Genomic DNA, 20403 nt, shown 5'->3' with positions numbered 1-20403 from the left:
GGTGGCATCTGGGGAAAGGTCCTGCGTTATTCAGATTCCACGATGGCGTAAGCGGCAATAGGAAACATCTACACAGATGTTTTGCTAACTTCGGAACGTAATTCGGTGATCTGATCGGGCGATCCTGATGTAGAATCGCGCCCACAGAGGTGCCGCACCGGCATCACAGGAGTCGTGTGAACGCGTGCGACATAGACAGCCCCGCACGGTCTATCCGCTCACCGCTCCGGCAAATTCTCGGGCTGGCTGAACCGAAAGCTCACGTCCGGATCCTCGGCCGAGCGGTCGCCCGCGGCCATGATCGAGACGCGCAGAGCCGCGGCGCCCGCGAGCGTCGCGGCGGCGGCCAGCGCCGTCACCGGGCGCGGCAGTCCCCGCCGGGTGAGCAGCGATGCGGCGAGGATCCCCAACGGGAGGGCGGTGCCGAGGAGCGTCGCCCCGATATGCTCCACCCGGCCGGCCTTCCCCTTCAGGGCACCCTCGACGCCCGTGCGCCGGTAGGTGGCGTGCGAGACGACCGCTCCGGCGAGTTCGGCGGCGAGCGCCGCCGCGGCCGTGCCTTCGAGCGCCCGGCGCCTGCTCGGATCCGGCTCGGTCAGCGCCAGGGCCGCGGAGGCCGAGGCCATCGACGAGGCGCCGAACCGCATGGCGAGGCTGCGCGGGGCCGCCGCCCAGAGGGGCGTCGAGGTCGCCGAGAGGAGCGAGGCCGTGTAGGTCGAGAGGCCGAGGCCGGTGAGCGCCGCCGGAACCTGGGCGGCGCGGGCGAGGCCGCTCAGGCCGCGCGCCCGCGGCCACAGGTCGGTCCCGAGCTGCGCCGCCGCGGTGACGCCGGCGGCGCCGGAGAATCCCATCAGGATCCACGTGCCGATCGACATGGGCGAGGTGTGCTTGGCCACCCGCAGCATGTTGTAGAAGCGCTTGGGCGTGTGCAGGTCGTAGATCAGCAGCGGCGCGCCGAGGACGGGCCCGAGGAGCGCGAGGTAGCGCCCCCGCCGGACCAGTGGCGCCGCCGCCGCGCCCTGGCGGAGATCGGCGACCGCCGCGATCACCGCGGCAGAGCCGGAAAGGCCGGCGAGGAAGATGTAGCCGCCCACCACCGGGTTCTCGAACGGCGAGGCCTTGAGCTGCGGCCGGCCGTAATAGGTCGGCCCGGTCCAGCCGGCCCGGTTCGGGCGGCCGTGGACCGAGGGCGGCTCGGTGGCATGGCGGGGGACGCGCGGCGCGTCCTCGGGACCGTCCTGCGTGGCGGCGGCGGCCTCCGGGCTGATCGTGGCGGTCACGGGCGCCTCCCCGGCTGCGGCGCGAACAGGAAAGCGCTCGCCAGGGCCAGGGCCGCAACCGTGGCGAGGCCCGTGGCGAGGCTCGGCGCCACCCGGTTGGCGGGCCGGGTCGGCGCGGCCGGCAGGTTGTAGATCTCCGGCCGGTCGATCAGCAGGAAGAAGGCGTTGAGATGCCCGAGGCCGCCGGTGGCGCCCGGCGCGTCCGGGGTGCCGTACAGGTAGGCGCTTTCCACCCCGAGGCCCTGCAGGTGCTCGACCCGCTCGGCCGCCCGGGCCTGGAGGTCGGAGAGTTCGCCGAACTGGATCGAGTTGGTCGGGCACGACTTGGCGCAGGCGGGCTCCAGGCCGCCCTTGAGGCGGTCGTAGCAGAGGGTGCACTTGTGCGCCTTGCCGTCCACCGTGCTGACGTCGACCACGCCGAACGGGCAGGCCGGCACGCAGTAGCCGCAGCCGTTGCAGATGTCCTGCTGGATCACGACGGTGTCGAACTCGGTCTTGAACAGGGCGCCCGTCGGGCACGCCTCCAGGCACGGCGCGTTGTGGCAGTGCTTGCACACGTCGCTCATCATCAGCCAGCCGGACTGGAACTTCTGGTCCTGGCCGTCCCGGAGACCGTGGGCTCCGGACTTCTCCACGAAGGCGACGTGCCGCCAGCTGTTAGCCGAGAGGGCGCCGGTGTTGTCGAAGCTCTGGCCGGTGAGTCCGAGATTGTCGGCCGGCAGGTTGTTCCACTCCTTGCAGGCGACCTCGCAGGCCTTGCAGCCGATGCAGACGGTCGTATCGGTGAAGAAGCCGTAGGACCGCCCCGGCTCGATCCGCACTCCGGCGGTGAGCTCGGACTCGTTCGGGATCACGTGATCCAGGGTGGAGGTGGCATGCTCGAGGGCGCGGGGATGCATGTTCATGCGGCGCGACCTCCTCAGCGGGCCGGTGATGGTGGGAGGAGGCTGACCGACCGGGCCACGAGGCCGATCAGGTTGCGGGCATGCTCGTAGGTCACGCGTACCCGCGCCTGCCGGGCCTGCAGCGGCCCGAGCTGCGCCGGCTCGGCCGCGGCGTTGCGGTCCAGCAGGAACAGGTGCGCGATCCCGTTATCGTCCGTGAGCTGGAACCGGCTCTCCTGGACGATGGTGACGACGCCCTCTTTAACATACGTCACAATTCGTCCCTCCGAGCGCGCGGTCGTCGCAGGCTGGAATAGCTCGCAATTGCCCCGATAACCCTAGGAAACATCCAAAGTTTCTGCGCCGTACGGATCGCGAGCTTGTTCTGACGGCATGATTGCTTGCCGGATCGATCTCAGCGGGAACCAAACACCCGGACGCCTGGCTTATCCCGGCGGAAGACCGAGCAACGGGTGGCACCATGGCGACGATCCGCAGGCGCTTGACGGAGAGGGTGGCGGGCTTCGTGCGGGACTGGTCGCTCCCGCGCCAGTTCGCCGGGCAGAGCGTGATGGCCGAGGCGGCGCGCAGCACCACCTCGGCGAACCTGCGCCCGCGCCTGGAGGAGGCCGACCGGATCGGCACCAGCGTCTGCCCGTTCTGCGCGGTCGGCTGCGGCCAGCTGATCTACGCCAAGAACGGCAGGCCGATCCACGTGGAGGGCGACCCGCGCAGCCCGATCAATCAGGGCACGCTGTGCCCCAAGGGCGCCGGCACGCTCGGCATGCTGCTCTCTCCGGAGCGGATCAGCGACGTGCTCTACCGTGCGCCCTACTCGGACCGCTGGGAGAAGAAACCGCTGGCTTGGGCGATGGAGCGCATCGCGCAACTCACCAAGCGGGTCCGCGACGAGACCTTCGCCGAGACCCTGCCGGACGGGCGGATCATCAACCACACGCTGGGCCTGGGGTCGCTGGGCGGCGCCACCATGGACAACGAGGAGAACTACCTCATCAAGAAGCTGTTCGGCGGCGGCCTCGGGATGATCAACATCGAGAACCAAGCGCGCATCTGACACTCGTCCTCGGTGCCCAGTCTGGGTACCACCTTCGGGCGCGGCGCCGCCACCATGGCGCTGTGGGACCTCGCCAATTCCGACTGCATCATCGAGATGGGCTCCAACATCGCGGAGAACCATCCCGTGGGGTTCCGCTTCGTCGTGGAGGCCCAGCGCCGCGGCGCGACCGTGATTCACATCGACCCGCGGTACACCCGCACTAGCGCGCTGGCCGACATCTACGCGCCGATCCGTTCCGGCTCCGACATCGCGTTCCTCGGCGGGATGATCCGCCATATCCTGGAAAACGACCTCTGGTTCCGGGACTTCGCGCTGGCCTACACGAACATCAGCCACATCATCGAGGAGGGCTACGGCGACCCGGAGCAGAACGAGGGCCTGTTCTCCGGTTACGATCCGGTCGCCGGGACCTATTCGCAGGAGACGTGGCAATACGCCGGCAAGACCGTGCCGTCGCCGGTCGCCGAGCACCGGGTGCAGACGCAGGAGGGCTCGTCCGACGAGGGCGAGGCCTTCGAGAGCATGACCCGGTCGCCGCCGCCGCAGGACCCGACCCTGCAGCACCCGAACTGCGTCTATCAGATCATGAAGCGCCACTACGCGCGCTACACGCCCGAGATGGTCGAGCGGGTCACCGGCTGCCCGAAAGACCTGTTCGTCCGCATCACCGAGATTTTCGCGCGCAATTCAGGGCGCGAGAAGACGGGAGCATTCACCTACGCGGTGGGCTGGACGCACCATTCCACGGGCGTCCAGATCATCCGGGCGGCGAGCATCATCCAGGGGCTGCTCGGCAATGTCGGGCGCCCGGGCGGCGGCATCATGGCGCTGCGCGGCCATGTCAGCATCCAGGGCTCGACCGACATCCCGACGCTCTACAACATGCTGCCGACCTACCTGCCGCAGCCGAACGTCTTCCACGACCACGCTACCCTCGACCGCTACCTGAAGACCGAGACACCGCCCACGGGCTGGTGGTCGAACATGCCGAAATACGTGATCAGCCTGCTCAAGGCCTGGTACGGCTATGCGGCGCGCGCCGACACCGAGTGGGGCTACCAGTTCCTGCCCAAGCTCACCGGCGACGCCTCCCAGGAACCGATGACCATGGCGATGTCGGACCGGGTGGTGAAGGGCCAGTTCATCCTCGGCCAGAACCCGGCCGTGGGGGCGGTGAACTCCGAGCTGGTGGAGCGCGGCTTCGCCAACCTCGAGTGGATGGTCGTGCGCGACTTCGCCATGACCGAGACCGCCAATTTCTGGCAGCAGGGCCATCGGGTGCGGAAGGGCGAGGTCCGGCCCGAGGAGATCGGCACCGAGATGTTCTTCCTGCCCGCCGCCATGCCGGGGGAGAAGGACGGTTCGGTGACCAACACGAGCCGCCTCGTGCAGTGGCACGACGTGGTCTGCGAGGCGCCGGGGGACAGCCGCTCGGACCTCTGGTTCATCGTCCATCTCGGCCGGCGCCTGAAAGAACTGTACCGGGATTCCATCGAGCCGAAGGATCGGGCGATCCAGGCGCTGACCTGGGACTACGAACTCAAGGGCGAGAAACAGGAGCCCGACGCCGAGTCGGTGCTGCGCGAGATCAACGGCTGGACGGTGGCGGACGGGCGCCAGGTCCCGGATTACCGCAAGCTCAAGGACGACGGTTCTACGGCCTGCGGCGGCTGGATGTATTGCGGCATCTTCCCGGAGGCAGGGAAGAACCTGTCCCGCTCGCGTCGGCCGGACGGGCCGGGGGAATCCGGCGCCCATCTCGGCTGGGCCTGGACCTGGCCGCTCAACCGCCGGACCCTCTACAACCGCGCCTCCGCGGATCCGGCCGGAAAACCCTGGTCGGAGCGCAAGAAGATGATCTGGTGGGACGAGGCGCAAGCCAAGTGGACGGGCGACGACGTGCCCGACTTCCTGGCCGACAAGCGGCCCGATTACCGCCCGGACTGGTCGAAGCACCCGCACGGCATGGACGCGCTCGGCGGGGACGACCCGTTTATCATGGAGGCGGACGGCAAGTGCGCCCTGTTCGTGCCTTCCGGACTGAAGGACGGTCCGCTGCCGACCCACTACGAGCCGATCGAGAGCCCCGTACGCAATCCGCTCTACCCGAAGCAGCAGCGCAACCCGACCGCGAAGGTCTGGGGCAGGCCCGGCAACGAACTGCACGCGACGGCCGACCCGCGCTTCCCCTACGTGTTCACCACCTTCCGCCTGACCGAGATGCATTGCGGCGGCATCGCCACCCGGGTCATGCCGCACACCGCGGAGTTGCAGCCGGAGGCCTTCGTGGAGGTCTCGCCGGAACTCGCCGACAGTCTCGGGATCGAACACCTCGGCTGGACCGTCATCTCGACCCTGCGGGGGGAGGTCGAGGTCAAAGCCATGGTGACGGAGCGGCTCAAGCCGTTCCGGATCGACGGACGGGTGGTCCACCAGATCGGGATGCCCTGGGTCTACGGGTGGCAGGGCTACGCCAGGGGCGACGTCGCCAACGTGCTGCTGGCGATCACGGGCGACGCCAACACCAGCATCCACACGACCAAGGCGCTCACCTGCAACATCCGGCCCGGCCGAAAGGCGCTTGCGGACGTGCTCCACCAGAGGGAGGTCGTGACGTGAGCACCGCCCCAGGACGAGATGCGGGGCACCGGGCACTGGCCGCCCTCGATACGGTGCTGGCGCGCAAGCCCAAGCGCGACGACGGCGCGCTCACGGAGGCGACAATGGAGCTGACACAGTTCCGCGACGCTATCATCGCCGCGCGGCGCACCGGCGGCATCCGTAGCGCTGACGAGCGGCAGCATCTCGCGCATCTCAATTCAGTCCTGAGCGTCGTTATCGGCGTGCATTTCCCGCTCGGTGAGACGCCCTGGGAAGAGCTTCAAAAGGCCCGGGACTGGCTCTCCGATCTTGTCGCACCGGCGTAAGAGCACGCTTTTATTCGATCTGCGCAGAGCAGACTGCCATGGCCCAGTTGCCACGATGAAGGGCGGCAGTGCTGGGAATGATTCCTGCGTCTGCTGATGGCAGATCGCGCTACGCTTCATGTGTACGATCTCGGTCTATGATCGTCCCCAAGCCGACCCGCTGCTTGCGGCCAGCTCCGATCTTACTCGTAAGCACATCGGATTGCCGGCTTGAGTTCGTGAGGAGGCTATACGCTTCTCCGAAAAACTTGCGGGAAGCCAGCCGGCTGCTTCTGACCAAATTCCGCTGATCGCGCCTCGCTCACAGGCGCCTTCGCCCCATCCGACGGGTCGACAGGCTGGGGGCTAAAACGCTTGCGAGGGCGTTACCCTGATTGTGTGCCGCATCGTGTCGGCGCAGCGACGAGGAGTACACGCCGCATGCCTGCCGACGAAGTCGCCACACGTCAACCGGCTCAGGTTCCACCGCCGCTCGTGCCCGGCCTGCGCGGCCTCCTGACGCTCGCGGTCGGCGTTGTGCTCGTCGCTGCCCTGTATTTCGGGCGCGAGGTGTTCATCCCCCTCGTGTTGGCCGTGCTGCTCAGCTTCGTCCTGGCTCCGGTCGTCAACCTGCTGCGGCGGCTGCGTCTCGGCCGCATCCCGTCGGTCATCCTCGCCGTCCTCCTCGCCCTTGGGGTCATCGGCGGCATCGGCACGATCATCGGCACGCAGGTGGCGGGGCTTGCAGGCAACCTGCCACGATACCAAGCCACAGTGCAGACGAAGGTCACTGGTCTGCAGCAGGGCTGGCTCGGCGAGGCCAACCGCATCCTCCAGAGATTCAACCACCAAGTCCACGACGCCACCCAGAAGGCCGACGCCGCCGGCACGACTGCCGAGACTGGGCCGGCCGGGGACACACCCAAGGCGCAACTCGTGCGCGTCGAGCAGCCCGAGCCCTCGCCCTTGGCGCTGGCCCAGAAGGTGCTCGGGCCCATCGTCTCGCCGCTGACCGACATCGGCATCGTCTTAGTGGTGGTCGTCTTCCTGCTCATGCAGCGCGAGGACCTGCGCAACCGCATGATCCGCCTGTTCGGATCGAGCGACCTGCACCGCACGACGGTGGCCATGGACGACGCCGCGGGCCGCCTCGGAACCTACTTCCTGGCCCAGCTCGGCATGAACGCGACGTTCGGAGGCCTTGTCGGGATCGGCCTCTGGTTCATCGGCGTGCCCAACCCGCTCCTGTGGGGCGTGTTCTCGGCGATCATGCGGTTCATCCCTTATATCGGCGCGATCGCCTCCGGCATCCTTCCGGTGGCACTGGCAGCCGCCGTCGATCCGGGCTGGTCGATGGTCATCGCCACCGCGGCCCTGTTCCTGATCGCCGAACCCGTCTTCGGGCAGGTGATCGAGCCGCTGCTCTACGGCCACTCCACCGGCCTCTCGCCCTTCGCGGTGATCGTCTCGACCCTGTTCTGGGGCTTCCTGTGGGGGCCGATCGGCCTGATCCTGGCCACCCCGTTCACCGTCTGCCTCGTCGTGCTCGGCCGCCACGTGGACAGCCTGGAGTTCTTTGACGTGCTGCTCGGCGATCGGCCGCCGCTGACGCCGGTCGAGAATTTCTACCAGCGCATGCTGGCCGGCGACCCGGACGAGGTGCGGGAGGTCGCCGAGGCGATGCTGAAGGAGCGCTCGCTCTCCTCGTACTACGACGAGGTGGCGCTCAAGGGCCTGCAACTCGCCGCCAACGACTTCGCGCGCGGCGTCGTCACGCCGGCGCAGCTGGAGAACATCCGGGCGTCGGCCCGCTCACTCGTGGAGGATTTCGAGGACCATGCCGACGCCGAGCCGGCGCGCGACGACAAGGCGGTCAATCCGAGCGAGACCCCGACGCTGGCGGAGCGGACCCACACCCGGACCGAGGCGGTGCCCGGACAGGCGCCGCCCCGCGAGGCACTCCCGGAGGCGTGGCGCGGCGAGGCGCCGGTGCTGTGCGTGGCCGGGCGCGGCCCCCTCGACGAGGCCTCCTCGGCGATGCTGGCGCAGCTGCTGCGCAAGCACGGACTCGGCGCGCGCGTGACCCCCTACCAAGCCGTCTCGCGCGAGGGCATCCGCGACTTGGACCTCAGCGGCGTGGCGATGGTATGCATCTCGTACCTCGACATCAGCGGGAACCCGGCGCATCTGCGCTATCTCTTGGAGCGCCTGAAGCGCCGAGCTCCGGGCGTTCCGGTGCTGGTGGGCCTCTGGCCGGTTGGCGAGAAGGTGCTCACCGACGCCGCACTCGGTCGCGCGGTCGGGGCAGACGTCTACGTTTCGTCACTGCGGGACGGGGTTGAGGCCTGTCTCCGTGCGGCTGCCGACCGAGCGGACGTGGATAAAGCCGCCTGAGTGGTCGCGCTTCGATGTCGCGCAGTTGCGATCAGCTCGTGCTTTGCCAAGCGTCATAGTGGACAGCCCCAGAACGGTCGCCCAAACCGCGGCCGGTCTCTCGGCGCCTTCGTATGCTCGGCATCAACATGCCGCCGCTGTTGATGGGCAGGCCAGATGAGAAAATTAATCGATAATACCGTGAACGCACTTGTTCGGAATCAAGCACCACGTTTGAATGTGTCGATCAAAGCAGATCAATAAATCATTTTTGGAGGGGGCGAATAGGAGCTGAATTTCTGACTTCTTGCAAGGGCTTTCAAGCGGCTTGTTATGACGTTTCCATTCATTGCCGCTCGGTAGCGGAATGGCGGCAATCCACTCTGAGCGGTAACTGCAGGACGACTGAGGGATGTCTGCTTCCGGCGAGCGCCGCTGGCGACCCGCCCGGCTGCTCTGGGTCGATAGCGGGCCGACCGCTTGCCGGCAGCACTTCTCCGAGGCAGATCGGCCGCTTTCGGCCATGCGTCGTCGGCGCCGATAGCCCTCAGGTCGTCTCAGATGAGTGGTTCCGCCGGTCCGCTTCTGAGCAGAAAGGCTTTGAAGCGGACGCTGGGTTGCCTGCTCCTAGAGCATCACGCTTGGAAGTTCGTCGACTCTGCAGAAGCGATCACCCTGGAGCCAATTCTTCGCAATTGGCTCACGCAGACGTCCGGCACTCGGTTTAGGAAAATCTGCGATCAGGTTACGCCCACATAACTCATTCAGAAGATATGTTCCGAGATGAGGTCGTAAGCACTTTCCCAAATGACTGATGATATTATCAAATGGGATCGATAGCGGATAGATGATGCTACTTGATTTGTTCAAACGTATGCAGTAACAGTATCTTCAGATCTGTCGCAATCCGACCGATGCGTCTGATGTTGGCTTGATATGAGGCAAACCTTAGAGGCCATGCAGTCCGTCATCGCGGATTTGCGCCGCGAGCTTGACGAGGCCAGACGGCAACAGACGGCCACGGCTGGGGTTCTGAAAGTTATCAGCAGCTCGGTTTTCGACTTGCAGACCGTCCTGGACACCTTAATCGAATCTGCCGTCAGGCTCTGCGACTCGGATTGCTCGAATATCTTTCAACGCGATGGCGACATTTACCGTCTCGTTTCCAGTTATGGCTTTTCTGATGAGTACATCGCGCTTGCTGAAACTCATCCATTGCTAGCAGGTGGAAATAGTACGGCCGGACGTGTTGCGTTTGAGCGACGCCCAGTGCAGGTGCTCGACGTTCTCACCATATCGAACTACGCCGCCAGTGAGTATCAACGTCTTGGCGGCTATCGCACGCTCTTTGGAGTGCCTTTGCTCCGGAATGGCGATCCAATCGGTGTGCTCATGCTAGGACGTTTCACGGTTCGCGCCTTCACTGACCGGCAGATCGAGCTCGTACAGACATTTGCCGATCAGGCGGTGATCGCCATCGAGAATGCGCGGCTCTTCACGGAAGTCGAGGCTCGAACGCGCGAGTTGAGCGAGACCCTGGAGTTGCAGACCGCAACGTCCGAAGTCCTGAGGGTGATCAGCAGATCCGCGTTTGACCTGCAGAAGGTCTTGGACACGCTGGTTCAGTCAGCGGCGCGCCTGTGCGGTGCGGATCAGAGCTGCATCTTCGAGCGTGACGGCGACCTCTACCGGTGGCTGTCCGGCTTCGGGTTCTCCGACGCGGTCGTCACCCATGCCAAGGCGAACCCCTTCTCGCCGGGCCCGCACAGTGCCACGTCGAGGGTGGCCTGCAGCGGTGAGGTCGTTCACATACCGGACGTGCTGGCTGACCCGGAATATGCCGCCACCGAGCACCAACGCCTCGGGCAGTACCGCACGATGTTGGGCGTGCCATTGATGCGCGAGGGGGCGCCCATCGGCGTTTTCACCTTGGGCCGCACGCGCGTCGAGCCCTTTAACGCACGTGAGATCGAACTCGTCCGCGGCTTTTCCGATCAGGCGGTGATCGCGATCGGGAACGTTCGCCTGTTCGAACAGCTGCAAACCCGTACCCGAGAGCTCGCCCAGTCGCTCCACGAACTGAGATCCGCCCAGGACCGCCTGATCCACACGGAGAAGCTCGCATCGCTCGGTCAGCTCACGGCCGGTATCGCGCACGAGATCAAGAACCCACTCAACTTTGTGAACAACTTCGCCGCACTATCCGGCGAGCTCGTCGACGAATTACGAGAGGTGCTTCAGACCGCGCTGCTCGACGACCGGATCCGCGGCGAGGTCGACGAATTGGCCGACCTGCTGAAGGGCAACCTCATCAAGGTCGTCCAGCACGGCCAGCGAGCCGACTCAATCGTCAAAAACATGCTCCTGCACTCGCGCACCGGCTCGGGCGACCATCGGCTCGTCGAGGTCAACAGCCTCGTCGAGGAGAGCCTGAACCTCGCCTATCATGGCGCCCGCGCCGAGAGACCTGACCTCAAGCTCAGGCTGTCCCGCGACTTCGACCCGGCGGCCGGGGCCGCGGACTTGTACCCGCAGGAGATCACGCGTGTTCTCCTCAACCTGATCGGCAACGGGTTCTACGCCGCCTCTAAGCGCCAAGCTGAGCGCGCGGAGCCCGATTACGAGCCGACTCTGGCGGTCGCCACTCACGATCGCGGGGCGTTCGTGGAAATCCGGGTTCGTGACAATGGCACCGGCATCCCGGAGCACGTTCGCGTCAGAATGTTCGACCCGTTCTTCACCACCAAGCCTGCCGGTGAGGGCACCGGGCTGGGATTGTCTCTGAGCCATGACATAGTGGTCAAACAGCACGGTGGGACGATCGATGTCGCGACCGAAACCGGCAAGTTTTCGGAGTTCACGATTGTGCTGCCCCGCAAAAGCGCGACCTCTCACGGGACTGAAAGTCTGCCATGAGCGTGCTGATCCTCGTTGTGGACGACGAGCCTGACGTGACTGATCTGTTCCGGCAGCAGTTCAGGCGTGAGTTGCGATCGGGGCGCTTCGACATGGCGTTCGCCCATTCGGCGCCCGAGGCTCTGGCTCAGGTGTCGTCCTCGGACGCGACAAGCTTGATCCTGATACTCTCGGACATCAACATGCCGGGCATGACGGGACTTGAACTGTTGCCGCTGGTCAGAGCCGCCCGTCCGGACGTGCCGGTGATCATGATCACGGCCTATGGCGATGCGCAAACGCGCGAGAAAGCTTTCAGGGAAGGTGCGGCTGGCCTTCTGACCAAGCCCATCGATTTCGAGGCACTCCGTGCCGAGATCGACCAGCGACTCGCTGCGCTGACAAAGGAACCATGAGCGTCGGGGTCCTGTGGGGCGAAGCTCTGTTTGATGCGAGCCGCCTGAGAACGCGATACCAGACGAACGAAAACTTGGTCGTCGATGGAGTCCGCTGGCGCAGCCGGAGCCGCTCTTGCGGCGAGGAGGAGTTGACCCAACGACCGAGATGCGCGCGCCACTGTCGCATCGGCGGCGTAGCAGACGTCTGCTTTCAAGAGGCGCGCAGCTGCGCGGGACCGATTGGGTTGGGGGCGGCCTGACCGTTCAAGATGGATTTCCGCTGGTCTGCTCCGAGCTAGAGCTCGAACAAGCAGATGCCGGCTTCGCGTCCGCCTTGTTCCATCGGCGGCTTCTGCAACATCTTGACCTGACCGGTATTGTGGACCGAGCCAATTGAGAGGCGACTGCATGGTCGCGGTCATGGGTAGCCGGAAGGCCAGATCCGGGTCGCTGACGGGTGCGGGCGGCCGATAGCCCAGCGACGAATGCGGTCGGACGCGGTTGTAGGTGGTTTGCCACAGCCCGATCACGATCTGCGCCTCCTTCAGCGCGTAGAAGATCTCCTGGCGTAGGCACTCGTCACGAAGGCTGTCTGCACCTTGCTCTGGCGCAGCTTCAGCACGATTTGCTCCGCGTTCGTCTTCTGACCTCGCCGCATGTCTGACTCCTTCGGTCCTGGCTGATCCTCTCAATCAGCCCAGTCCAAAGCCAGCCGGTCAGGCCAATCGAGGTTCCCGGCCTCTGCACCGCCTGACCGGGAGCGGGGACAGCTTTGTCGCCCCACCCGGAGAGAAATCTTCCCGTTGCAGGATGTCCACAAAGCCTCGCCCTGCGGCCGGGAACTGCCTCGCCGGTCATGAGGATCGTGCCGGGCTAGCCTCCGCGTGCCTGAGTTGTTCGAGATAGGCTCGTAGCAAGGAAGCCCGCCGCGGGCGGAAGCTACCGGTGCCGGCGCGAGCGTCGCCGATGCGATCCAGCCGGAACATGCGAAACGCCTCGCGCATCTGGCACCACGCCAGAACGACCGAACGCTGCTCGGTGTAGACGATGGCCAGGGGCAAGATCGTCCGCTCCGTGGCGGCTCCCTGTTCGTCCGTATAGCAGATGATGAGCTTCTCCTCCCGCCAGCAAGCTTCTCGGATCAGGATCGTGTCGGGGCTGGCGGCATGTCGGGCTTCGGGCCGGTAGACCTTGGAAACGGCGTGCAGCAATTGCTGCTCGCGCTCGTCGGGGAGCGTGGCCGCCACCTTGGCCAGCACCGAGGCCGAAGCCTTCGCCAGGTCCGGATCGCCCATGGCACTCACGGTGGCCATGCCGATCGCCAACGCCTCGATCTCCAGACGGTCGAAGGTCTGGGGCGGCAGCGCGACGTCCTCCGTCAGCCGATAGCCGTAGCCCCGCTCCCCCTCGATGCGCGCTCCCGCCGCGCGAAGACTGTCGATATCCCGATACAGGGAGCGCAGCGACACGCCGGTCTCCTCGGCGAGGCGCCGGGCCGTGAGCGGCGCCGGCAGCACGCGCATGGCATGCAGCAGACGAAAGAGGCGGTCGCTCCGCGCCATCGCGCAACTGCCGGGTTCTGTCAGTTGGTCATTGGTACAGTCCGGTCATGGGGCTGGCAACGACCCCGAATGGAGCCGGAGTAGACCATGACCATCCAGGTGACGACGCACCTCAATTTCGATGGCGAGGCCCGGGAGGCTTTGGCCTTCTACGCCACCGTCTTCGGCGGCGAGCCCACCCTCGTCACCTACGGCGAACTGGCCGGCGTGACGGATCCGAAGCAGGCGCGAAGGATCATCTGGGGGCAGGTCGCATCCGAGGCCGGTTTCCGCATCATGGCCTACGACATCCAGCCCGAGCGCCCGTGGCATCCCGGCGAGAACGCCTTCTACGTGTCCCTGCGCGGTTCGTCCCAGGACGAGGTTACGGCATACTGGAATGGTCTCAGCGCAGGCGCGATGGTCCTTCAGACTCTCGGACTCTCGGCGTGGTCGCCGCTCTACGGCATGCTCAAGGATCGCTTCGGGATCACATGGGTCGTCGACGTTGCTCCGGTCTGATGCGGATCGAGTCGGATGGGTGGCTCAGTGAATTGCCTGGGTGATCGCACGGTCGACATTCACCCGTTCGGCCCAGTCCTTGGCCTCGGCCTGACCCTTCAGGTCGATGAGCCGTGCACCGCTGACGTCGACGTTCTTGAAGTCGGCGCCCGCGATCGTAGCGCCGGTCAGGTCCGCCCCGGACAAATCCGAGCCCATCAACACGACGTCGGTGAGATCGGCATCCTCCAGGTCCGCATATTCGAGGCGAGACCGGCCAAGGTTGGCACCCTTCAGGTTCGCGCCCGAAAGGTTCACTGAGGTGAACACCGCCCGCATCAGACCCATGGACTGGTTCTTGATGTCCGCCCCCCCGTCGAGGTCGACCAGCGTCGCACCGCTCATGTTGGCGCCCTTGAAGTCGCCGATGGGCATGGAGCGGCTGAGGTCGGCGCCGCTGAAGTTCGCGTCGCGGGCGGTGATGCCGAACATCTTCGCGCCCGCGAGCTTGGCGCCGGACAGGTCAGCCTTCAGGAACCACGCCTGTTCGAGGTTCGCGCCGCTGAGGTCGGCTCCGCGCAGGTTGGCCTTGTTCAGGCGCGCGGTCCGCAGGTTGACGCCCCGGAGGTTGAGCCCGGAGAGATCGAGGCCGGACAGCGCCTTGTCGTGCAGGTCGATGGGCTTGCCGTCGGCGGCCTTGATCATCGCCTCGACGTCGGCGCGGCTCATCTCGGCCTTCGTCATAGCGGGCGAGGCCATGTCGGCCCCGAGCAGCAGGTCCTGTTCGGCCGCGGCGGGGCCGGCGGCGAGGGCGGCGAGCATGAAGCTCAGGGCGAGGCGGCGCATCGGTTCACTCCCGCTGGGCACCGCGCAGGGCGCGCGCCCTTATCGTGTTCGTTGTGGCCCGATGCTATGCCGAGCGGCCGCATCCAGTCGGTGACCCAGGTCACACAAGTCCGGCGCGGCGGGAGAAAAACGCAGCACCAGCCGGACGATCAGCCCGTCGTCACAACCGGGGGGAACGACGCCAGCCATGACGGATGCCCAGAAGGTCGAACGTTGGATCGACCGGTTTCCGCTGCTCCAGGCTCTCAGCCCGGCGCACCTCCAGATCGCCCGGGGAACCGTGCATTTCCCGGTGCTGGACGCGGGCGCCATCGCCTACGAACTCGATGGCGAGTGCGCCAACTACCTGATGTGCTTGGAGGGGCGCACGCGAATCTTCCGCATGTCGGAGAACGGGCGCGAGGTCTTGATCTACAAAGTCGGCCCGGGCGGCACCTGTGCCCTGACCACGCAGTGCCTCCTGTCCGGTGGCACGTTCCCGGCACAGAGCGTAGCTGAGGAGCGGACCGAACTCGCGGCGCTACCGTTGAACACGTTCCAACACTTGATGGGCGAGAGCGCCGTCTTCCGCAGCTTCGTCATGAACGACTACACGCGGCTGATGTCCGGCCTGTTCACGCTCCTCGATGAGGTCGCGTTCGCGCCGTTGAAGCAGCGCTTGGCGCAACGGCTCCTGGCCGAGGCCGATCCGCGCGGTGTCGCCGCGGTGACCCATCAGAAGCTTGCCGACGACGTCGGCAGCGTGCGTGAGGTCGTCAGCCGCCTTCTGGGGCAATGGGCCGAGGCAGGTCTGATCGAACTTCGTCGGGGCGCAATCGAGATCGTCGACCGTACCAGCTTGGCGGCCGTAGGTCGGCACTGACTTGGGGCGTTGGGGGTGTCTGCTTTCGTGGCCGAAGCGGATCGAGCTTTCTGACTGAGCTGGGTCGGTGACAGCAGGTCCGCTTTTCCGGCGAGGCTGCTTCGAAGCGGCTATTCCGCTTACGGCCGATCACAGGCGTAAAAGCTGCCGGCTCTCAACGGTCAGGTCCGGTGGAGATTGCTGTTCCGCTTGCGGGCGAGAACCTGAAATGGCGGGCACTCGGCAAAACGTGCGGTCCGCTCGTGACGACGTCTGCATGACGTCCGAATTGAGCGTGCGTTTCGTTTTCCCATCGTCTGGCGTTCGAATGACTGCATTTCGCGCCCGGAATCTCAATCGTACGCGATGGAGTTCGAGGCCTGTTCCTCAAAAATTATCAATAAAAATCCCCATTAAGTTCAACACACGGCTTACTGAGAAATCTAACATGCATTCGCATCCAATGAGTACTTATTTCATGTCGTGATAAGTTCGATAATATTCGGGTCAGCAAATCTGATTCGAATCAATTCAAGTCGGATTTGATATCAAAGCTCAGAGAGGCTTTCATGTCGAACCTGTCTGCAATCCTTGATAAGCCAATCACTTGGAAATCTAGCTCGACAGATCCTAATCTAAGGTTTTTCCTCGAAGATCTTCCAGCAAATATCCTAAGAGGCCACGGAAGAAATCATTCGGCACACATATTCTTCAATTTTTCGAATCTCGCGCAGAACAACATCGCGCACGTCATCAGAATCCTCGGGCGACATTGCACCAGCGCCGCTGACCAGCTGCGAAACAACAAACGCCTTCCACCACATCTCGACGGCGGCACGGTCCGATGTCTCTTCCTGAGTGCGGCCGCTTACTCCAAGCTCGGAAACCTGGCGAAGATGCCGGAAGGAGACGCTTTTGCGCAGGGCATGGCGGCGCGACACGAGACCCTTTCGGATCGTCCGCAGTCGGAATGGGAACCCGACACCTGGAGCGCCCACCTGCCGGATGCGATGCTTCTCGTCGCCAACGAGCATCAGGCCGTCCTGAAGATCGAGGTTGCGGCCATCGAACTGTGGCTCAAGGCAAGCGGCTGTCATCTGACGGCCGTCGAGACCGGCCTGCAGCAGAGGCGACGGTTCCGCGACGAGGGCGGCGAGGAAGGGGTCGAGCATTTCGGCTATGTCGACGGTCGCAGCCAGCCGCTGTTCCTGCAGGAGGATATCGACCAGGAACTACAGGGTGTTGCCAACGAGACTCCGAACCCGTTCGATCCCGGCGGCGCGGTATGGTCACCCGCTTTCAAGCCGTCCCAATTCATCGTCCCCGATGCGAACGGCCACCTCGCCGTCTCCGCCGGCAGCTTCTTCGTCTTCCGCAAGCTGGAGCAGGACGTCAAAGGCTTCAATGCCGCTGAAGATGCTCTCGGCGAAGCGATCTTTGGGTCTGGCGCGTCGAGCGAGCAACTGGACCGCGCCGGAGCGATGGTGGTGGGTCGGTTCGAGGACGGAACGCCGCTGACGGCCTTCGCTGACGGCCAGGCAGCCGCGGTCCCTAACGGCTTCACCTACGCCGCCGATGCGGACGGCGCGAGGTGCCCCTTCCATGCGCACATTCGCAAGACGAACCCCCGGGGCGACGTTCGGCGGCAAACGGGAGGAACGAGCGACGAGGGCGATCGTGCTCCGATCATGGCCCGCCGCGGGATCACCTACGGACCGCAGAGACCGATGAGTCCGGACCACAAGGAATTCACCGATAAGGGTCGGGAGCCGGTCCACGGCTCCGGCCTACTGTTCATGGCATACATGGCCAATCTGGAAGCGCAATTCGAATTCACCCAGAAATCCTGGGCGAATAACCCGGTCTTCGCAGGCAACATCGGTCCGCATCAGCACCCGCCGACCGGCATCGACCCGGTCATCGGCCAAGCGCCCTCGGAACCGGCTCCGACCCGCGAGCACACCTATCTCGACGGCCACACCGCGGGCTCCACGCCCAAGGTGCTGCGGTTCGAGCAATTCGTGCACATGAAGGGAGGCGCGTATTTCTTCGCACCTTCTCTGTCGTTCCTACGCAGTGTCGGCCTGCCCTCGGTCTGAGGCTGGCGCCAAGGCATGGGCGGTCCCTGAACGGGGCCGGCCAGTCTTCCGTGGGAGTAGCCATCAAAGTGGCCGCTCGTCGGTCTTGCGTGCTCAAGCTGGCCTCTAACGTGCGCGGCAACCCTGTTGGAGCCCCCGCCTCTGTCAGAACTTGTAAGTGAGGCGCCTGCTGACCGTTGTGGGAAGCATTTTCTTTCCGCCTCCCCAAGGCAGATGCATCGAAGCGGACATAGCCGGGGTCCGACCACGAACTATGGCCGACAAATGACACCTTTCTCGGTAGGGCATCCCGCATGACGGAACACACGAGCATCCACGTGCGGCGTGCCGATCATGTCGGCTTCGCGGTCGCCTGCCTCGACGAAGCCCTTCGATTCTGGGTCGACGGGCTCGGCGCGCGACTCGTGCGGACGGGGGAGATGGGAGGCGAGTTTCTCGGTCAGGTGACCGGAGCGCATGGGGCGACGGTGCGCATGGCGATCGTTTCGCTCGCGGATCAGACGATCGAACTTCTGGAGTATCAGGGTCCGGACCGACCGAGCGCGCCGGCCAAGCCGTTCGACCCTGGCTTCGCTCATCTGGCACTTATGGTCGATGACCTCGACGCGCTCTTGGTGCGGATCGCCGCCTACGGCTGGAAGGCGCAAGGCATTCCGCAGCCGCTCGCGAGCGGTGCGCGGGCTGGAACGCGGGTAATCTACGCTGTTGGCCCTGACGGCGCGACAATCGAGTTCATGCAGCCGCCAGCTTCCGCCCCAGATCTCTGATGCCGTCGGGCAAGAACCGCTTGCCATCCCGATCCGAAGTCGACAGAGGCCCGGCGAACGACCGCTATAGAGGAGCCTCGACGGCAGTTCGGGCGACCGCATCGGGTCGATAGGAGGACGTCCGCTTTTCGAGGCGATTCTCTCTGAAGCAGACAAGCGGCTTTCAGCCACACTACGTCACGCCGGGTCCTCAGCACGCGCCGAACCGTAGGGGCGCACGCCCCCTGACGGCCAACGCCGGTCGGGTCGGCGGCCGCCTCTGAGCGGCTGGGTTGAAGAGATCTCGGTCGGTCAGCTTTCGGACAAAGCATTTAAGCGGACATCGTTTCCTAGCAAATTTTTGACCCGACATTGGTCCCGCAGGATTCGAACGCGGCCAGACCAATCGAGCGTCGGCAACCAGGCCCGTTCGACCTCTCGTTAGTGGGTCGGGGCGTTTAGCGGAAATCCTGTCTTCGACCCGATTCACGGGAAGACGTGATCCGTTGAGGCGTATATGGTCGCGTCAGCGTCCCAGGTTCGATCTCACCGTGCATAAGTCGCCGGAAGCAGCGCAGGATGCGATTATGGCCTTGCAGCGCGACCTCGATGAGGCGCGCCGTCAGCAGATCGCGACATCCGGCGTGCTGAAAGTCATCAGTGGGTCGATCTTTGACTTGCAAGTGGTCCTAGACACACTCATCAAGTCGGCGGTCGAGCTTTGTGATGCGGATTGCGCGAGTATCTTCCAGCGAGAGGGTGAGTTTTATCGCTGCGTGTCGAGTTTCGGCTTTTCCGCTGAGTACATCGCTTATGGCGACGCTCATCCTTTGAGGGCCGACGGCAACAGTATCGCCGGCCGAGTGGCAGTTGAGCGGCGACCTGTACAAGTTTTGGATGTTGCGACTGCCGGCGCGAACTATGCGGCTCGCGAATATCAGCGCTTGGGCGGTCATCGGACCGTCTTCGGCGTGCCCATGCTCAGGAACGGCGAGCCGATCGGTGCGCTCAACCTGGGACGTTTCACGGTGCGGGCTTTCTCAGAAAGACAGATCGAACTGGTGCAGACATTTGCCGATCAGGCGGTGATCGCGATCGAGAACGCGCGACTCTTCAGAGAGGTCGAGGCACGCACGCGCGATCTCGCGAACTCACTCCAAGAATTGCGATCTGCCCAAGACCGCTTGATCCACACTGAGAAGCTGGCGTCGCTGGGCCAGCTCACGGCGGGCATCGCGCACGAGATCAAAAACCCACTCAACTTCGTCAATAATTTCTCCGCGCTCTCGCTCGAACTCGTCGACGAATTGCGTGGGGTCCTCGGGTCCGTAACCCTCGACGCGAAGGCCCGCGCGGAAGTCGACGAGCTTGCCGGTATGCTCACCGGTAACCTCGCCAAGGTCGTGCAGCACGGAGAACGCGCCGACTCCATCGTCAAGAACATGCTTCTGCACTCGCGCACCGGCTCGGGGGAGCGTCGGACCGTCGATGTCAACGCCCTCGTCGACGAGAGCCTGAACCTCGCCTACCATGGTGCCCGGGCCGAGAAGCCGGGCCTCAACGTAACGCTGGCGCGCAACCTCGACCCCGCCGCGGGGAGTGCCGACCTATACCCGCAGGAAGTGACGCGGGTGCTTCTCAACTTGGTCAGCAACGGCTTCTACGCCGCCACCGAGCGTCACACCGACGGCGCGAAGGCGGGCTATGAGCCGACGCTAACGGTCGCCACTCGTGACTGCGGCGCGCATGTAGAGATCCGGGTGCGCGACAACGGCACCGGCATTTAGGACCAGATCAGAGCCAAGATTTTCGACCCGTTCTTCACGACGAAGCCAGCCGGCGAGGGCACGGGTCTCGGCCTATCGCTGAGCCACGACATCATTGTGAAGCAGCACGGCGGCACGATCGAGGTTGCAACCGAGCCGGGCCGGTTCACCGAGTTCACAATCACGCTGCCCCGTCACGGCCGCTGTTCGTAAGCTCTGATGGCGTCCCCAACTGCTGGGGTGGTGCGC

14 protein-coding genes and 2 pseudogenes are annotated in these 20403 nt (G+C 64.9%); 10 read left to right on the top strand and 6 right to left on the bottom strand.

What is annotated here, in order from left to right:
- Positions 1-218: 218 nt before the first annotated feature.
- From nrfD to MMSR116_RS02455, 3 genes are read right to left on the bottom strand one after another with little or no spacing between them, the layout of a single operon-like run.
- Positions 219-1280 (bottom strand): NrfD/PsrC family molybdoenzyme membrane anchor subunit, encoded by a 1062-nt coding sequence (gene nrfD, locus MMSR116_RS02465; protein WP_010686539.1) that lies wholly within the window; start codon positions 1278-1280, stop codon positions 219-221.
- A complete protein-coding gene (locus tag MMSR116_RS02460) occupies positions 1277-2185 on the bottom strand; it encodes a 4Fe-4S dicluster domain-containing protein (protein WP_010686538.1) in 909 nt (302 codons plus the stop codon). Before MMSR116_RS02460 ends, nrfD begins: the two co-directional genes overlap by 4 nt.
- A gap of 14 nt (positions 2186-2199) precedes the next feature.
- Positions 2200-2439: a hypothetical protein gene (locus tag MMSR116_RS02455; RefSeq protein WP_010686537.1), complete on the bottom strand. Its 240-nt coding sequence runs from the start codon at positions 2437-2439 to the stop codon at positions 2200-2202.
- A 206-nt stretch (positions 2440-2645) separates the two neighbouring features.
- Here MMSR116_RS02455 and fdh point away from each other — a divergent pair, with 206 nt between their 5' ends.
- The 5 genes from fdh to MMSR116_RS02430 all read left to right on the top strand — a co-directional run bounded on the left by fdh (position 2646) and on the right by MMSR116_RS02430 (position 11832).
- A complete protein-coding gene (gene fdh / locus MMSR116_RS02450) occupies positions 2646-5861 on the top strand; it encodes a formate dehydrogenase (RefSeq protein WP_083920309.1) in 3216 nt (1071 codons plus the stop codon).
- Positions 5858-6169, top strand: a complete 312-nt coding sequence (locus MMSR116_RS02445) for a hypothetical protein (protein WP_010686534.1) — start codon at positions 5858-5860, stop codon at positions 6167-6169. Before fdh ends, MMSR116_RS02445 begins: the two co-directional genes overlap by 4 nt.
- Positions 6170-6589: 420 nt before the next feature.
- Entirely contained in the window at positions 6590-8542 is a 1953-nt protein-coding gene (locus tag MMSR116_RS02440) for an AI-2E family transporter (protein ID WP_010686533.1), read from the top strand.
- A gap of 936 nt (positions 8543-9478) precedes the next feature.
- Positions 9479-11437 carry a GAF domain-containing protein gene (locus MMSR116_RS02435; RefSeq protein WP_010686532.1) on the top strand — a complete coding sequence of 653 codons (1959 nt, stop codon included), beginning with the start codon at positions 9479-9481 and terminating at the stop codon, positions 11435-11437.
- Positions 11434-11832 (top strand): response regulator, encoded by a 399-nt coding sequence (locus MMSR116_RS02430; RefSeq protein WP_010686531.1) that lies wholly within the window; start codon positions 11434-11436, stop codon positions 11830-11832. The genes MMSR116_RS02435 and MMSR116_RS02430 overlap by 4 nt, the downstream gene beginning before the upstream one ends.
- A 437-nt stretch (positions 11833-12269) precedes the next feature.
- On the opposite strand, the pseudogene MMSR116_RS02425 reads toward MMSR116_RS02430, so the two are convergent.
- Both MMSR116_RS02425 and MMSR116_RS02420 read right to left on the bottom strand, forming a co-directional pair.
- Positions 12270-12401 (bottom strand): annotated as a pseudogene (locus MMSR116_RS02425) (integrase core domain-containing protein); the annotation flags it as partial.
- A 267-nt stretch (positions 12402-12668) separates the two neighbouring features.
- On the bottom strand, positions 12669-13376 hold the full coding sequence (locus tag MMSR116_RS02420) for a helix-turn-helix transcriptional regulator (RefSeq protein WP_010686530.1): 708 nt from the start codon (positions 13374-13376) through the stop codon (positions 12669-12671).
- Positions 13377-13463: 87 nt separating this feature from the next.
- Here MMSR116_RS02420 and MMSR116_RS02415 point away from each other — a divergent pair, with 87 nt between their 5' ends.
- A complete protein-coding gene (locus MMSR116_RS02415) occupies positions 13464-13877 on the top strand; it encodes a VOC family protein (protein WP_010686529.1) in 414 nt (137 codons plus the stop codon).
- A 24-nt stretch (positions 13878-13901) separates the two neighbouring features.
- On the opposite strand, the gene MMSR116_RS02410 is transcribed toward MMSR116_RS02415, so the two are convergent.
- Entirely contained in the window at positions 13902-14702 is an 801-nt protein-coding gene (locus MMSR116_RS02410; RefSeq protein ID WP_010686528.1) for a pentapeptide repeat-containing protein, read from the bottom strand.
- 187 nt (positions 14703-14889) lie between these two features.
- Between MMSR116_RS02410 and MMSR116_RS02405 the strand changes: the two genes are divergently transcribed.
- From MMSR116_RS02405 to MMSR116_RS02390, 4 genes and pseudogenes are all read left to right on the top strand, one after another.
- On the top strand, positions 14890-15564 hold the full coding sequence (locus tag MMSR116_RS02405) for a Crp/Fnr family transcriptional regulator (RefSeq protein WP_010686527.1): 675 nt from the start codon (positions 14890-14892) through the stop codon (positions 15562-15564).
- A 548-nt stretch (positions 15565-16112) separates the two neighbouring features.
- Entirely contained in the window at positions 16113-17642 is a 1530-nt protein-coding gene (locus MMSR116_RS02400; protein ID WP_039894465.1) for a Dyp-type peroxidase, read from the top strand.
- Between the two features lie 293 nt (positions 17643-17935).
- Entirely contained in the window at positions 17936-18409 is a 474-nt protein-coding gene (locus tag MMSR116_RS02395) for a VOC family protein (RefSeq protein WP_010686525.1), read from the top strand.
- A gap of 557 nt (positions 18410-18966) precedes the next feature.
- Positions 18967-20367 (top strand): annotated as a pseudogene (locus MMSR116_RS02390) (sensor histidine kinase); the annotation flags it as partial.
- Positions 20368-20403 lie beyond the last annotated feature (36 nt).

The organism is Methylobacterium mesophilicum SR1.6/6, assembly GCF_000364445.2.
Lineage (GTDB): Bacteria > Pseudomonadota > Alphaproteobacteria > Rhizobiales > Beijerinckiaceae > Methylobacterium > Methylobacterium mesophilicum_A.
This window is presented reverse-complemented; position numbering and strand designations above follow the sequence as displayed.